The sequence below is a fragment of the Polaromonas sp. YR568 genome (assembly GCF_943369415.1).
Classification (GTDB): Bacteria; Pseudomonadota; Gammaproteobacteria; order Burkholderiales; family Burkholderiaceae_C; genus Polaromonas.
The window spans coordinates 24556-39002 of record NZ_CALRNF020000011.1 but is presented as its reverse complement, the minus strand read 5'-3'; the positions used below and the strand labels follow the sequence as shown (position 1 = coordinate 39002).

The 14447-nt window shown below is 64.9% G+C and carries 17 protein-coding genes; 9 read left to right on the top strand and 8 right to left on the bottom strand.

The window, feature by feature from the left end:
* Window positions 1–4: 4 nt before the first annotated feature.
* Window positions 5–577 (bottom strand): DUF3455 domain-containing protein, encoded by a 573-nt coding sequence (locus tag ACLV74_RS09255; protein WP_411879097.1) that lies wholly within the window; start codon window positions 575–577, stop codon window positions 5–7.
* A gap of 285 nt (window positions 578–862) precedes the next feature.
* Between ACLV74_RS09255 and ACLV74_RS09250 the strand changes: the two genes are divergently transcribed.
* From ACLV74_RS09250 to ACLV74_RS09220, 7 genes are all read left to right on the top strand, one after another.
* A complete protein-coding gene (locus tag ACLV74_RS09250; RefSeq protein ID WP_411879096.1) occupies window positions 863–1492 on the top strand; it encodes an RNA polymerase sigma factor in 630 nt (209 codons plus the stop codon).
* A 79-nt stretch (window positions 1493–1571) separates the two neighbouring features.
* Window positions 1572–2315, top strand: a complete 744-nt coding sequence (locus tag ACLV74_RS09245) for an anti-sigma factor domain-containing protein (protein WP_411879095.1) — start codon at window positions 1572–1574, stop codon at window positions 2313–2315.
* Between the two features lie 37 nt (window positions 2316–2352).
* Window positions 2353–3105: an alpha/beta hydrolase gene (locus ACLV74_RS09240; protein WP_411879094.1), complete on the top strand. Its 753-nt coding sequence runs from the start codon at window positions 2353–2355 to the stop codon at window positions 3103–3105.
* Window positions 3106–3455: 350 nt separating this feature from the next.
* Complete coding sequence (locus ACLV74_RS09235; RefSeq protein ID WP_411879093.1) at window positions 3456–3926, top strand: tetratricopeptide repeat protein; 471 nt, start codon at window positions 3456–3458, stop codon at window positions 3924–3926.
* Between the two features lie 151 nt (window positions 3927–4077).
* Window positions 4078–4455: a DUF6632 domain-containing protein gene (locus tag ACLV74_RS09230; protein WP_411879092.1), complete on the top strand. Its 378-nt coding sequence runs from the start codon at window positions 4078–4080 to the stop codon at window positions 4453–4455.
* A 118-nt stretch (window positions 4456–4573) separates the two neighbouring features.
* Entirely contained in the window at window positions 4574–4903 is a 330-nt protein-coding gene (locus ACLV74_RS09225; protein ID WP_411879091.1) for a hypothetical protein, read from the top strand.
* A 14-nt stretch (window positions 4904–4917) separates the two neighbouring features.
* Window positions 4918–5769, top strand: coding sequence for an enoyl-CoA hydratase-related protein (locus tag ACLV74_RS09220; protein ID WP_411879090.1), 852 nt, complete (start codon window positions 4918–4920; stop codon window positions 5767–5769).
* 11 nt (window positions 5770–5780) lie between these two features.
* Here the strand turns inward: ACLV74_RS09220 and queF are convergent, their stop codons facing one another.
* The 7 genes from queF to ACLV74_RS09185 all read right to left on the bottom strand — a co-directional run bounded on the left by queF (window position 5781) and on the right by ACLV74_RS09185 (window position 12085).
* Window positions 5781–6608, bottom strand: coding sequence for an NADPH-dependent 7-cyano-7-deazaguanine reductase QueF (gene queF, locus ACLV74_RS09215; RefSeq protein WP_411879089.1), 828 nt, complete (start codon window positions 6606–6608; stop codon window positions 5781–5783).
* A gap of 233 nt (window positions 6609–6841) precedes the next feature.
* A complete protein-coding gene (locus tag ACLV74_RS09210) occupies window positions 6842–7738 on the bottom strand; it encodes an alpha/beta fold hydrolase (RefSeq protein ID WP_411879088.1) in 897 nt (298 codons plus the stop codon).
* Between the two features lie 122 nt (window positions 7739–7860).
* Window positions 7861–8685, bottom strand: a complete 825-nt coding sequence (locus ACLV74_RS09205) for a 2OG-Fe(II) oxygenase (RefSeq protein WP_411879087.1) — start codon at window positions 8683–8685, stop codon at window positions 7861–7863.
* Window positions 8686–8707: 22 nt separating this feature from the next.
* The gene (yaaA, locus tag ACLV74_RS09200; RefSeq protein WP_411879086.1) at window positions 8708–9484 is read right to left on the bottom strand and encodes a peroxide stress protein YaaA; all 777 of its coding nucleotides are present in this window, start codon (window positions 9482–9484) and stop codon (window positions 8708–8710) included.
* A 78-nt stretch (window positions 9485–9562) separates the two neighbouring features.
* Window positions 9563–10153 (bottom strand): DUF3501 family protein, encoded by a 591-nt coding sequence (locus ACLV74_RS09195; protein ID WP_411879085.1) that lies wholly within the window; start codon window positions 10151–10153, stop codon window positions 9563–9565.
* 17 nt (window positions 10154–10170) lie between these two features.
* The gene (locus ACLV74_RS09190) at window positions 10171–11520 is read right to left on the bottom strand and encodes a (Fe-S)-binding protein (RefSeq protein WP_411879084.1); all 1350 of its coding nucleotides are present in this window, start codon (window positions 11518–11520) and stop codon (window positions 10171–10173) included.
* A 142-nt stretch (window positions 11521–11662) separates the two neighbouring features.
* Window positions 11663–12085, bottom strand: a complete 423-nt coding sequence (locus tag ACLV74_RS09185) for a rubrerythrin family protein (protein WP_411879083.1) — start codon at window positions 12083–12085, stop codon at window positions 11663–11665.
* Between the two features lie 299 nt (window positions 12086–12384).
* Here ACLV74_RS09185 and ACLV74_RS09180 point away from each other — a divergent pair, with 299 nt between their 5' ends.
* A complete protein-coding gene (locus ACLV74_RS09180; RefSeq protein WP_411879082.1) occupies window positions 12385–14169 on the top strand; it encodes an FAD-dependent monooxygenase in 1785 nt (594 codons plus the stop codon).
* Window positions 14166–14366: a DUF2783 domain-containing protein gene (locus tag ACLV74_RS09175; RefSeq protein ID WP_411879081.1), complete on the top strand. Its 201-nt coding sequence runs from the start codon at window positions 14166–14168 to the stop codon at window positions 14364–14366. The genes ACLV74_RS09180 and ACLV74_RS09175 overlap by 4 nt, the downstream gene beginning before the upstream one ends.
* Window positions 14367–14447: the final 81 nt, after the last annotated feature.

Below are 14447 nucleotides of genomic sequence, written 5' to 3'. Positions count from 1 at the left end.
CTTTTCAGCCTTTGTTGGCGGTGAAGAACACGTAGTCGGCGGTATAGCCTTCCTTGACGCGTTTGCCGGCATCGGCCCGCACTGCGCAACCGGCGGCGGGCGCATTGCCGCCTTCGGTGTTCAGGCGCTGCACGCTGGTGACGGCGGCCATCCTGCCGGGCGCGCCGGCGGATTTGGCCGTCAGCAGCAGCAGCGGGATATCGGCGGGGCGTTCGCCGTCGGCGCGGGCCTTCACGGTGCCCACGGTGCGGCTGCCGTCCAGCGCCGCCCAATGCGGGCCGGCGCCGTGCGTGCCGACTTTTTCGTTCCGCGGGTTGAACAGGTCCGCCTCGGGCGCGACAAACACCCAGGCCCAGCCGCCCTTGTCGGCGGCGCGGCATTCATAAATCTGCGAGCCGACGGCATGCCAGGTGAAGGCCACGCCTTCGCTGTCGGCGGGCTTGAGATTGGCGGGCACGGGTTTGGCATTGACAGGCGCCGTGGGGCCGGAAGCACAGGCGCCCAGCAGCGCGGCGCACAGGACGGCGGCAAGGCCGGTGTGGGCCCGTGGTGAGATGGTGCGTGCAGTGGGTGTCATGGAGATCTCCTGGGGAGGAGCCCTGCAAATATTGACAGGGCTGCGGGTTAAAAGAAAGTAAAAATGTCCCAAGCGGGTGTAGGCCGGCGCGGCGTGAGGCCTGCCTGGGACAAACGCCTCGGGTTTCAAATCGGATGCAGGCCAGTCAAAAAAACGGCCTGTCCGGCATGCCCGCCGAGGGCCCATAAACGCCGCAAACGGAAAATCGGATGCAGGTTTTTTGGGAAAAAATGCCATTCCCGCGATGGTTTGCCGCCCGGGCGTTACTCCCTATACTCAGCCGCTATGAAGCCGGCCCCCGATACGGACAACCACAGCCTGCAAGCCCTTATCACCGGCGCGGCGCGGGGCGACCACGCCTGCTTTGCCGATATCTATGAACGCACCCACACGCATCTGTTTGGCGTCGCCGTTCGTATATTGGGACAAGGACAGGCGGCCGAAGACGTGCTGCAAGAGGCGTATGTGAGTATCTGGAAAAACGCAGCCGGCTACCGCAGCGAGGTGGACGGCCAATCCATTCAAGCCATGACGTGGCTGATCGCCATCGTCCGCAACAAGGCGCTGGACGCCTACCGCGCGCGCGCGCGCCGCAAGGAAAGCGGGTTGCCCAATTCAGGTGAACTCGGCGAGATCGGCGGGGTGGACGAAGAAGACACAGAAAGCAGCGCCGCGCCCGCGCCCAGCGCCATGCAGATGCTGGAGCAGGCCACCCAGGCCCTGCATATAGAAGGCTGCATGAACACACTGGACGGCAGCTACCGGCAAAGCCTGGCGCTGGCCTATTACCAGGGCCTCTCGCACACCGAGGTGGCCGCTCAGATGGGCGCGCCGCTGGGTTCGGTGAAAGCCTGGATACGCCGGGGGCTCGAAAAGCTCAAGGGCTGCCTGGCCGCGCAAGGGGTGGTGGCATGAGCGCCGCCGGACCGCTCCAAGGCGCGAAGGCCCCCCGGGGGGGCAGCGCAGCGGCTTTGCCGCAAGCGTGGGGGCAGTCATGAGGTATACCAGTCCCGACCTGCTGGAGCACCTGGCCTCCGCTTACGTACTGGGCACGCTGGGAAACGGCGCGCGCCGCCGCTTTGAACGCCTGCAGCGCGACCGCGCCGACGTGCGCGCGCGCGTCGCGCAGTGGGAGGCGCGCCTGGGCCAGCTGGCCGTGTCGGTGCCCGCGCACAAGCCTTCGCCCAGAGTGTGGGCCGCGATTGCGGCGCGCACGCAGCCCTCGGGGATGCAGCATCCGCAGCAGGCAAGAGCCGCTTGGCTGGGTTGGCTCAAGCCGGCGGGTTTTGGGTTTGGCGGCGTGGCGGCGGGTGTGGTCGCGGCGAGCGCCCTGTTTGTCGCCCTGCCCACCCTGTTCATGTCGAGCGACCAGATCGCGATGCGCTCGGGCGAAAGGCTGCCGCAAAGTTATGTGGGCCTGCTTACAGACGCCCAGGGCAACGGCAAGCTGCTGGTCAGCTCGCTGCGCCACGGCAAGACCATGACGGTCAAGGTCATAGGGCCGATCACGCCGCCCGCCACCGGACAGCTGGTGCTGTGGGCCGTGCCGGCCAACGGCCCGGCCTTCCCGTTGGGCGCGGTGCCCACCAGCGGCTCGGCGGTCTCCATGCTGCCCGACACCTCGGAAAAACTGCTGTCCAAAGTCACCAAACTGGTGGTGACGCTGGAAACCGAAGCCAACCCCGCCAAGCCCGGTGAGACCGTGGTGTTCAGCGGCAACTGTGCCAAGCTGTGGTGAACCTTCTCCTTATGTCTATCCATCCATGGCGCGTACCGTGACGGTTTTTCTGGCGGTCCTGCTGCTGGCCTACCTGGCCCTCTGCGCGGCGCTGTTTGCCTGGCAACGTTCGATGATTTATTTTCCCCAACCACGCCTCGAAGGCGGCCCGGCCAGCACGCTGAACCTCAAAGTCGGCGACGCGGAACTTGTGCTCACCGCGCGGCAGACAGCCGGGCCCAAAGCCATCATTTATTTCGGCGGAAATGCCGAGGATGTCTCGGCCAACCTGCCGTCTTTCTCGCAAGCCTTTCCGGGCCATGCCATTTACCTGCTTCACTACCGAGGCTACGGCGGCAGCACCGGCAGCCCCACCGAAGCGGCGCTGCACAGCGACGCACTGGCTGTGTTCGACCACGTCAGCAAAACCCATTCGGACATCGCCGTGGTCGGAAAAAGCCTGGGCTCGGGCGTGGCTGTCCGGGTGGCCAGCCAGCGGCCGGTGTCGCGCCTGATCCTGGTAACGCCCTACAACAGCATCCAGGACCTGGCAGCCCAGCGCTTTCCTTACTTCCCGGTTTCATGGCTGCTGGTCGACAAGTTCGAATCCTGGAAATACGCGTCCCAGGTCACAGCGCTCACGCTGCTGATCGCCGCCGAGCACGACGAGGTCATCCCGGCGGCCAGCACCGGCCAGTTGTATGCGCGCTTCAAGCCCGGCACGGCCGCGCTCAAGATGCTGCCGGGGACTTCCCACAACACGGTGTCGCAGCACCCGCAGTACCTGGCGCTGTTTCAAGCGGTGCTGTGAGTTGTCCATTACAAATAAAAACGAATTCCCCCGCATCCGGTTTCCCTGTCACGCCGTTTGTATAGAACCTGTTCACGACCTAAATGGAGCCGCGCAAGCCCCGTCTCGGGATGGGATGCTAGGCGCGGTGCGCCAGCCCATAGCACCGCTATGGGCCAGCATCGCAACACCGCAGACCGCCCGAGAAGGCGCTTGCCCTCCGGGTTGGGGTGAAATCGGGCGATTAAGCCACCCAGGCCCACTCATCCCGATTGCACCCCAACGCGGCCCCGTTTAGGCCGTGGACAGGTTCTCAGTGCTGATCTGCAGCGCATCCACTCAGCAAGCACGCAACATTCAAGGAGTCCGACATGAACGCTTTTTCGATCCGCAATTTCATCGCACTGCCTGTCGTCGCCCTGGCCTTGGCCGGCGCCGCACTGGCAGCCGACATCCAGACCACGCCGGTGCAGAACGCCCAGGTCGACGACTTCGCCGCCGGCAAAAAAGCCATTGACGCCAAGAACTGGTCCGAGGCCGTGAGCAGCTTCAACAAGGTGGTCGCCAAAAACCCGAAGAACGCCGACGCCTACAACTACCTCGGTTATTCCAACCGCTGGCTGGGCCGCTACGACGAGGCCTTTGCCGCCTACGACAAGGCGCTGGCGCTGGACCCCAAACACAAAGGCGCGCTGGAGTATTCGGGCGTCGCCTATCTCAAGACCAACCAAAAGGCCAAGGCCGAGGCCCAGCTGGTGAAGCTGCAGGCGATTTGCGCCGGCTGTGAAGAAACGCGCGACCTGGCCAAGGCCGTGGCCGAGTACAAGCCGGCCGCGAAGTAAGCCCTGCCGATTTCGCCATTGCGGCGCCGCGTGCGCCGCAACGGCTTTCCGTTTGCCGTTCACCCTCAGCGCAAGCCTCAAGCACTCTCGCCTTCCCGCACTCGCAAGCGGGTTGCGGGGGCGCGACGCCTGATGATTCGAAAGAAAATCAATGACCAAAACCGACCGCATCAAATACCTGCGCATCGCCCTCGTGGTGACAGGGCTGGTTTTCACCTTCGGCCTGTGGCCGCTCACGGTGCTCTGGCCTTCGGGCTGGGCTTGGCACACGGAGGGCCGCTCGCATTACCTGGAGATGATCATCGGCCTTTACGCAACGCTGGGCATCTTCCTGATGCTGGCGGCCCGCAACCCCCTGGTGCACGGCAGCCTGATCTGGTTCACCGTCTGGTCCAGCGTCGTGCACGGCGGGATCATGGCGGTGCAGTCGTTCAGCAGCCATCACAACATGGGCCATCTCTGGGGCGACGTCCTGGCGCTGTTCCTGGTGGCGGCAGTGCTGGCCTGGCTGATGCCTTCCGACGCCTAGGCCGGGCGCCGCTTACCAAGGCTTGCAAAAAAAGGCGGGCCGACCCCGTCGTGAAGGCCCGGCACCGTTGACAGGGCCTTTCACGAAACTTACATTGAAGTTTCCGCACGGAGGCTTTATGGCCGATCCCTCTGACCCGTCCAAGCCCTCAACACCTGCCCGGTCGCCGTACTGGCACCACATCACCCTGGCCCAGTTCAAGCGCCTGAAGGAGTGGCGCGAACTCCAGCGCGCGGCGCACCCTGTGGAATGCCAGATCTGGGAGGCGGTGCTGACGGCCTGGATGATGGGCTGGATAGGCTGGCTGCCGGCCTATGTCTTTGAGGCGCCCTGGGCCTATCCGCTGTGTGTGCTGGGCCTCCTGGCGCCCCGGCTCTATGTCTATGCCAGGGCACGGGCGCATGTCTCGCGGCGTCTCAGGTGTGACTGGCTGGATCTGGTCGCCTGACTTAGAGTGTGGGCATGAACGCACCCACCCTCTCCTGTTTTACCCTCACCACCACCGGCCACGTCGCCCACCTGGTGCTCAACCGCCCCGAGGCGATGAACACCATGCACCCGACATTCTGGCGCGAGCTGGACGCGGCGCTCACCCACATCCATAAAACAGGCGAGGCGCGCGTGCTGGTGATTTCCAGCACCGGCAAACACTTCAGTGCCGGCATGGCGCTGGAAACCTTCGGCAGCGACATCGCGCTGGACGACCGGAGCCCCGAAGGCCGCGCCGCCATCTTCGACATGCTGGGCGACATGCAGGCGACCTTCACCAAACTGGAGACCCTGCGCATCCCGGTGATCGCGGCCATCCAGGGCGGCTGCATAGGCGGCGCGGTCGACATGGTTACGGCCTGCTGCCTGCGTTACGCCACGGCCGACGCGTTTTTCTGCATCCAGGAAATCAACATCGGCATGGTGGCCGACGTGGGCACCTTGCAGCGCCTGCCCAAGCTGGTGCCGCTGGCCGTCGTCAAGGAACTGGCCTACACCGGGCGCCGCCTGCCGGCCGCCAAAGCGCTGGGCTACGGACTGGTCAACGAGGTCTTCGATTCAGCCGATGCCATGCTTGCGGCCGCGATGCAGTGTGCGAACGAAATCGCCACCAAGCCGCCGGTGGCGATCTGGGGCACCAAGCAGGCCATCCACTACACACGCGACCATTCGGTGGACGACGCGCTCAAGCAGATGGGCTGGCTGCAGGGCGCGATCTGGAGCAACGCGCATGTGCGCGAGTCCGTGACGGCCATGAGGGAAAAGCGCGCGGGGCAGTTCCCGGGGCTTGCGCCCATCAAGAACTTCGGCGAGTTCGGCCAGTAAGCGAAAGAGGCTTACTGGCGCGCGGTGCGGATGCTGGGCGGCAGCGCTTGCGGATGGCTGGTGCGAAACGGATTGATGTCCAGCCCGCCGCGGCGCGTGTAGCGCGCGTAGACCGAGAGCTTCATGGGTTTGCAGCGCGTCCAGATGTCCATGAAGATGCGCTCCACGCACTGCTCATGGAACTCGTTGTGGTTGCGAAAACTCACCAGGTATTGCAGCAGGCCTTCCTGGTTGATCTGCGGGCCTGAATAACGGATCTGCACGCTGCCCCAGTCGGGCTGGCCGGTGACCAGGCAATTGCTTTTGAGCAGGTTGCTGGTCAGCGTCTCCTCAATCGGCGGCTCGTCGAACTCCGCGAACAGCAGCTCGGGCGCGGGCGTGAAGTGGATGCACTCGACGTCGAGGCGGTCCAGGTTCAGGCCGTCGAGTTCATGGATGGGCTCGCGGTCGAACAGCTCGGGCCCCAGGGTCTTGATGCCCACGCCGCTGCCGACGACGGCGTTGAGGTCGGCGCGTATGCGTTCGCGCACGTCGCGTGCGTCGGCGAACCGCGTGTTGTTGAAGCTGTTGAGGTAAAGCTTGAAGGACTTGCTCTCGACGATGTTGGGCGACTCGCAGGGCACGGTGACCTGCGCCAGCGCCACCTGCGGCTTGCCGCGCAGGTTGAGCCAGCTCAGTTCATAGGCCGTCCACAGGTCGGCGCCGAAAAAAGGCGGCGTGCCGGTGACGCCGATTTCGGCGCGCTTGCCTTCACGCGGGATGGGAAACAGCAGCGAGGCGTCGTACTGGTCGATATAGGCCGAGGTTTTGCCGAGCTGGGATTGTTGAGGGGTGTTCATGGGCCCATTTTCACCGCTAAGTGCAGGAAGCCGGCAATTCACTGACCCAAACCCCAAGACCGCAAAGGGCAGCGTCCGGGCTGCCGCCATCGGGTATTGCTCCTTCCCCCGCTGGGGGAAGGTTGGGATGGGGGGCCACCCCGCGCCTGATGGAATGGCCGGCTTCAGATCGCAGGCCGACTAGCCCCCATCCCTGCCTTCCCCCAGCGGGGGAAGGAGAAAGGGATTGCCTTCTACGTAGCGGCTGTGGCCGTGAAGTGGGGAATCAGGAATGCCAGCAAGCGCTCCACAACCCCCGGCGGCAAATCATGGCCCATGCCCTCGATGCTTTCAAAACGCGCGCCGGGAATGCGTTTGGCCGTGTCCTGGCCGCAGGCCATGGGCACCAGCGGGTCGGCCTTGCCGTGCAGCACCAGCGTGGGCGCCGTCACCTGGGCCAGCGCCGCGGCGCGTGTGCTGTCGGCGGCTATGGCCACCATCTGGCGCAGCACGCCTTGCGGATGGAAGCTGCGCTGCGCCGCAGCGGCGACTTTCCCGCGCAGTTCGGCCTCGGGCGTGGGAAAGCCGGGGCTGCCTATGGCCTTGAGCAGCCGCGCCGTGTGGTCCACAGCAGCCTGCACGCCCTTGCCGGGGCGGTTGAGCAGCACGCGCGTGACGGCCGGGCTGGCTTCGGGCAGGCCGCGCGCGCCGCTGGAACTCATGATGCTGGACAGGCTGAGCAGCCGCCCGGGCGCCAGCACCGCCACGCGCTGCGCGACCATGCCGCCCATGCTGACGCCCACGACGTGGGCTTGGGCTATCTTCAGCGCATCCAGCACGCCCACGGTGTCGGCGGCCATGTCTTCAAGGCTGTAAGGCGGGCGTATGCGCCAGCCCAGGCGGAACTTGAGTCCTTCCCAGAGCAGGCTGGGCTTGCCCAGGTGGTCAAAGTGTTGCGACAGGCCGATGTCGCGGTTGTCAAAGCGCACGACACGAAAGCCCGCGTCGGCAATCGACTGCACCATGGCCGGCGGCCAGGCAATGAGCTGCATGCCCAGGCCCATGATGAGCAGCACCACGGGGCGGCCCGTGGTGTCGCCGGGATGGGTGTCTTCAACCTCGATGTCAATGTTGTTGGCTTTGATCTTCATAAAGCATTATGTACACGCGGCCGCAGCTCCAGTAGGGGAGCGGAACCGGCCTTGCCAGGCCGCAGGCGCCTGTCCCCTGCAAGGGGAGAGGCGGCTACACGCAGTGAGCCTCAACAGGGGTGTTAAATGAACTCCCGCTCCCGCAACCACTTGGTGGCGATCCATTTTTCGCCGACTGTGACCGGTTCACCGCCATGCAGCGTCAGGCTGGTGGGATGCGCCACTGCGTAGCTGAAAAACACCGCGCTGCCGCGCTGCGGACGCACCTTGAGGCCGATGTCGGGGAATACCGTGGCGCCGCCCTCGTCGGGTTCCTGCAGATACATGATGAGGCTGGCCACACGCTGGCCGCCGCGCCGCAGGATGGCGGCGGTGCCGGGCTCACCGGGATCGAAGTAGTCGTAATGCGGTTTGTACTGCGCGCCGCGCCGGTAGCGCAGCACCTGCAGGCCCTCGCCGTTTTGCTGCGGCCAGTTCAGCAATCTGGCAATGCGCGCCTCGACGCGGCGCACCACCTCGGTTTCGCCGCGTGTGTAGAACATGCCGTGGCTGGTGCGGTCGTGATTGAGTTCTTCGCCGCCGGTGCGGGTGTCCACGGTCAGCGAGCGTTCCAGGCGCGGCCCGGCCGTTTCAATGAGCGCTTCGCATTCGGCGGCGCTGAGCAGGTTGCTGAAGACCCAGAGGTCGGGCGCGTCGCGGTGTTCGCGCACCTCCACCCATTTGTCGCCCGCGTCCACCATGGTGCCGGAGGCATCGGCTTTGACCCGGGGCACGGCCAGCGCCGGCGCCGGCGCGCCGGCGGGCGGCAGGCCCAATGCCTGGCCGGCGGCGGCCGCCTGCCAGCCGGCTTCGAGCAGCGCCTGGAAAATCTCGTCCCGCGTGCGGCCGGCCGCGAGCTGCTGCGCCACCCAGTCCTGCATCTCGCGCGTGATGAGCTGGGCAGGCATGGCGTGGGGCTTAAGTGGCCGCTCAGGCGGCCTGTTTGCGCCGGAACACGAGCCGGTCGGGCCCGGAAACCTTGGGATCGAAGCGGTAGCCTTCGACATCAAAGCTCTCAAGTTTTTTGACCGTGGCCAGCTTCTTCTCGATCGCGTAGCGCGCCATGAGACCGCGGGCGCGCTTGGCGAAAAAGCTGATGACCTTGTAGTGGCCGCCCTTGAACTCTTCAAACACGCAGTTCACCACGCGGGCTTTCAGCGCCTTGCGGTCCACGGCCTTGAAGTATTCCTCGCTGGCCAGGTTGACGATGACGGGCGAGGTGTCGGCGGCGGCGCGCTCGTTGAGGTAGGCCGAGATTTGCGAGCCCCAGAACTGGTAGAGGTTTTTGCCATGGGGAGTGGCCAGCGCGGTACCCATTTCCAGCCGGTAGGGTTGCATGCGGTCCAGCGGCCGCAGCACGCCGTAGAGGCCGCTCAGGATGCAGAGATGCTCTTGCGCCCAGTCAAGCTGCGCCGCGCTCAGGGTCTTTGCGGCGAGCCCGCCGTAGACGTCGCCGTCAAAGGCCAGCGCGGCCTGCTTGGAGTTCTTCGCGGTGAACCTGGGGGACCAGGCCTGGTAGCGCGCGACGTTCAGGCCCGCCAGCGCGTCCGACAGCTTCATCAGGGTGCTGATCTGCTGCGGGGTCTGGGTTTTGAGCACTTCGATCAGCTGCGCCGACTGGCGCGTGAACAGGGGTTGGGTGTGGGTGTCTACGTGCGGCGGCGTGTCGTAGTCCAGCGACTTGGCCGGCGAGAGGAGGAACAGCATGCTTGGAGTTGTTGGTAAGGCGAAAACCCCCACTTTACGACAGCCAGGCTACAGCACAGGCATCTGCCGCGAAAAGCCTTAGTGCAGGTCGCTAGCCAGGGAGGCGAGCGTTTCCGCCGGAATGCTTGTATGCGCCGGGTAATGCGTATGGTCGCAGCCCAGCTTGACACCGGCGCCGGCCTTGACCGCCGCGCACATGGCCGGATCGAGCTCGAAGCGCACAAAATGCACGGCCGAGGTTTTTTCGTCGTTTTCGCGGTCCATGTCCTCGTCGGCAATCGCATAAACGCGGGCATGGCCTTCGACCTCCACGAACATGCGGTCTTCCACGCCTATGAGCCGGGCCAGTTCGCGCTTGCGTTCGTTGACGTCCGGGTACTCCAGCATCAGCGTGCCTTTCCAGTTGCTGCCGTCGGGCATCAGGGGCGCGTAGGCCTCTATCTCCTGCTCTATGCCCTCTTCCTCGAAGATTTTCTCGATGCGCAGCATTTCCTGGATCTGGTAGCGGATGCTGGTCTCGCTTTCAAACTGCAGGTTGATGTGCTCTCCCAGGCGTACGCTGCGCAGCTTGCGGTGGGCGATGATGGCCGGCTTGTTCTCCTTGCGGTATTGGCTGTAGGCCTCCAGCGTCATCAGGGATTCGCGGGTGATCTTTCCGGTGGGCTTCATGGCGGAGTCCTGGTTTCTTACTTGAGGCCGTAAGCCGTGCGTATCAGCGTGAGCGGGTGCTTCTGCGGCGGCGCGCCCAGGCTGTTGACCTCAAAGCCCTGGGCGATGTGGTGGCCGCCCAGTGGGCAATCGCTGCTGATGACGTCGGGCAGGCCGCCGTCCTTGTGGCTGGCCATGGCCTTGAACAGCGGCTTGCCGATTTTCATGGCCTGCTGGTGGTAGGGCACCTTGACGCCGAAAGTGCCGGCATGGCCCGAGCAGCGCTCATGCGTGTGCACGCTGGTGCCGGGCACCATCTTGAGCATTTCCTCGGTCTTCTTGCCGATGTTCTGCACCCGGCCGTGGCAGGGGATCTGGTAGCTGATTTTGCCCAGCGGCGTGCTGAATTCGGTCTTGAGCAGGCCGTCGCGTTTGCGCGCCATCAGGTATTCAAACGGGTCCCACATGTGCTCCTTGACGAGCTGTACGTCGGCGTCACCGGGGTACATCAAGGGTAGTTCCTGCTTGAACATCAATGTGCAGCTGGGCACGGCGCTCAGGATGGCGTAGCCGTCTTTCGCGTACTTCACCAGCACCGGGATGTTGGCCTCCTTGCTGTTGTTCACCGAGGCCAGGTCGCCCAGCTCCAGCTTGGGCATGCCGCAGCATTTTTCCTTTTCGACCAGCACGTAAGGCACTTCGTTGTGGTCCAGCACCTTGAGCAGGTCGTGGCCTATGCCGGGCTCGTTGTAGTTGATATAGCAGGTCGAATAAATCACCACCTTGCCGGGTGTCTTGGCGCCGTCCTTGACGGCATGCGGCGGCGATTCGGGCGCGCCGGAGCGGAATTTCTTTGTGGCGAGATCCGGCAGCCAGGCGTTTTTATCAACGCCCAGCACCTTCTGCATCACGGCGCGCGCCGGTTGGGTCTTGTTGACCGCATTGGCCACCTGGACCACGATGGGGATGCCGGCGAACTGGCCGTGCACGTCGGTGGAGGACAGAAACCTCTCACCCGCGCCGACTTCGCCCTTCTTGAACTTGATGGCCTTGGCGCGCAGCATGGTGTGCGGGAAGTCGAGGTTGAACTCGTGCGGCGGCACATAAGGGCACTTGGTCATGTAGCAGAGATCGCACATATAGCACTGGTCGACCACCTTCATGTAGTCCCTCTTGTCCACGCCGTCGACTTCGCCGGTCCTGCTTTCGTCGACAAGGTCGAACAGCGTGGGGAATGCCCCGCACAGGCTCACACAGCGGCGGCAGCCGTGGCAGATGTCGAAGATGCGCTCCATCTCGTGAAGCGCCGCGTCCTCGTTGTAGAAGTCCGGGTTTCGCCAGTCGATCGCATGGCGCGTGGGCGCCTGGAGGTTGCCTTCTGTGGCCATGGTCTTGTCTCTTCCATTGCTCTCCGCCCCGCCGGGGAGTGGGTTGGGGTGAGGGGGTCCAGCCAAGATGAAGGCAAGGCGCAATTTATCGCCGCTCACCCTCACCCTAACCCTCTCCCAGGGGGAGAGGGAACCAGCAGCCTTAATCGACCAGTTCGGCCAAAGCCTTGGTGTAGCGATTGGCGTGTGAGCGTTCCGCCTTGGCCAGGGTTTCAAACCAGTCGGCCACTTCGTCATGGCCTTCGTCGCGCGCGGTCTTGGCCATGCCGGGGTACATGTCGGTGTACTCGTGGGTTTCGCCGGCCACGGCGGACGCGAGGTTGTCGCGCGTGGCGCCGAAGGGCATGCCGGTGGCGGGGTCGCCGCACTGTTCCAGCCATTCGAGGTGGCCGTGGGCATGGCCGGTTTCACCTTCGGCGGTGGAGCGGAACAGCGCCGCCACATCGGGCTGGCCTTCAACGTCGGCCTTGTTCGCGAAATAGAGGTAGCGGCGGTTGGCCTGTGATTCGCCGGCGAATGCGGCCTTCAGGTTCTCTTCCGTCCTGGAGCCTTTGAGAGCAGCCATGGAAATCTCCTTCGTGGGTTGATGGATGAACAAATCACCAATGCTTCAAGCCAGGCTGCGGATGTCCAGCGCGAGGACTGAAGACTGGAACACCTTAGACCTGTTCGGCCGCTTCGTCTAATTGCCGAAATCAATGCGGTGAATTAACAAAGACTATTTAACTAGCCTTCCTAATAAAGAATTCCAATTGAATGCGAAAGCGTCATAGCCTTCACGGCATGGTCGGCGGGCGGTTTCGCTGCAATTACGTTATGGTAAATTGATTACGAATAGGTAAATACAAGCCGCAGGAAGCATCCATGCCGGAGACAAACACCCTTCGCGACAAGCGGGCGCCCCCCGCGCTGGCCGCCGCCTTCACCAACGGCTACGAGTTCGCACAAGGCGCGGGCTACACCCTGCCCGAGTACCCCTTTGTAGCGCCGCCCGAACTGCGCACGGGCGAAGTCAAACGCCACGCCGTCGTCATCGTGGGGGGCGGCATCACGGGGCTGACGCTGGCCTGCGCATTGGCGTACTACGGCGTGAAAGCCGTGCTGCTGGACGAAGACAACACGGTGGGCGTCAAGGGCGCCTCGTCGCGCGGTATCTGCTATGCGCAGAAAACGCTGGAAATCTTCAAGCGCCTGGGCATTTACGAACGCATCGCGGCCAAGGGCGTGCAGTGGAGCGTGGGCCGCACTTTCGCGGGAAGCGACGAGGTCTACGCCTTCGACCTGCGCCAGCAGCAAACGCATTCGCTGAGCCGGCAGCCGCCCTTCATCAACATCCAGCAGTTTTATGTTGAAGGCTTTCTGGTCGAGGAACTGTGCCGGCCCGCGCCGGAAGACCGCCTGGCCGACATCCGCTGGAGCCACCGCGTGACCGGCTTCGCACAGAACGAGGATTTCGCGACGCTGCAACTGGAAACACCGGCGGGCCGGTACACCCTGGAGGCGGAGCACGTGATCGACTGCAGCGGCTCGCGCAGCCCGTTTCGCGCCTGGTGCGGCGCCACGGTAACAGCGCAGCAGGGCGACGACCGCTGGTGCATCGCCGACGTGCGCTTCAAGAACCCGCCGCCGGTGGAGCGCCACACCTGGATAGAAGCGCCCTTTAACGAGGGCCGCGCCGTCTGGCAGCACCTGATGGCTGACGGTGTCTGGCGCATCGACTACCAGATGCCGCCGCACGCCAAACCTGAAGAAATCAGCCGCGAGGACGTGGTGCGCGCCCGCCTGAAGGCGCAGTTCAAAAGCCAGTCGGGCCAACTGCTGGACGACGCCGACTACGAGATCGTCTGGGTCGGCCCCTATGCCTACCGCAGCGAATGCATGGACGGCCTGCGCCACGGCCGCGTGTTCTTCGCTGGCGACGCGGCCCATGTCATGAGCCCCTTCGGCGCGCGCGGCGGCAACTCGGGCGTGCAGGACGCCGACAACCTGGCCTGGAAGCTGGCCGCCGTGCTGCAGGGCCGCGCCGCGCCCGCCCTGCTGGACAGCTACCACCACGAACGCCACGAGGCGGCCGCGCACAACGTCCTGGTGACCAACCGCACGGCGCGCTTTCTGCGGCCGGCCGAGGGCGCGGAGCGGCTGTTCCGCAACGCGGCGCTGGGCCTGGCGCGCGAGCATGTCTTTGCCCGGCAACTCGTCAACACCGGCCGCATGTCGACGCCCAACCACTACACACGCTCGGGCGCCTGCGGGCCGTCGGGCGGGCGCGCGACGCAGAACGTGGGTTTCAGCTGGCCCGGCGGCCGCCCCGGTGAGTTGCTGGACCTGCTGGCCTGGGCTGAGGGCCGCTTGCTGCTGCTGGCCTTTGGCGACGTCTCCACCGCCGCGCTGGCGCGCCTGGCGGCGCTGTCCACCGAGACCGGCGTGCGCTGCGTGCAGGTGGTCGGCCCCGGCGAGAAGGCCTCGGCCGTGGAGCACGTGGTCGACGGCCAGGGCCACCTGCAGGCCACCTGCCATGTCTTCGGCCACGCCTGGGCATTGCTGCGGCCAGACGGCCACATCGCCGCCACCGGCGAGAGCGTGGACGCCTCGCTGGTCCACGCTGTGGCCGCCGCACTGGGCGCGCCCACCGCAAAGGACACCGCATGAAACCCGACACCCCTTTGAACACGCGCCTGCATTTCCAGGACGCCGACGCCTTCTACGAATGCCTGCTGGACGCCCACCAGGGCCTGAGCCGCGAGGAATCCGAGCTGCTCAATGCCCGGCTGATCCTGCTGATGGCCAACCAGCTGGGCGACACCGCGGTGCTGCGGGCCTGCGTGGCGGCGGCGTGCAAGACCTGAAAACTTATTCACACCACGCAAGACCCCTCTCGGAATGAACCCTTGCCCTCCCCGTTGGGGTGCAATCGGGATGAGTGGGCC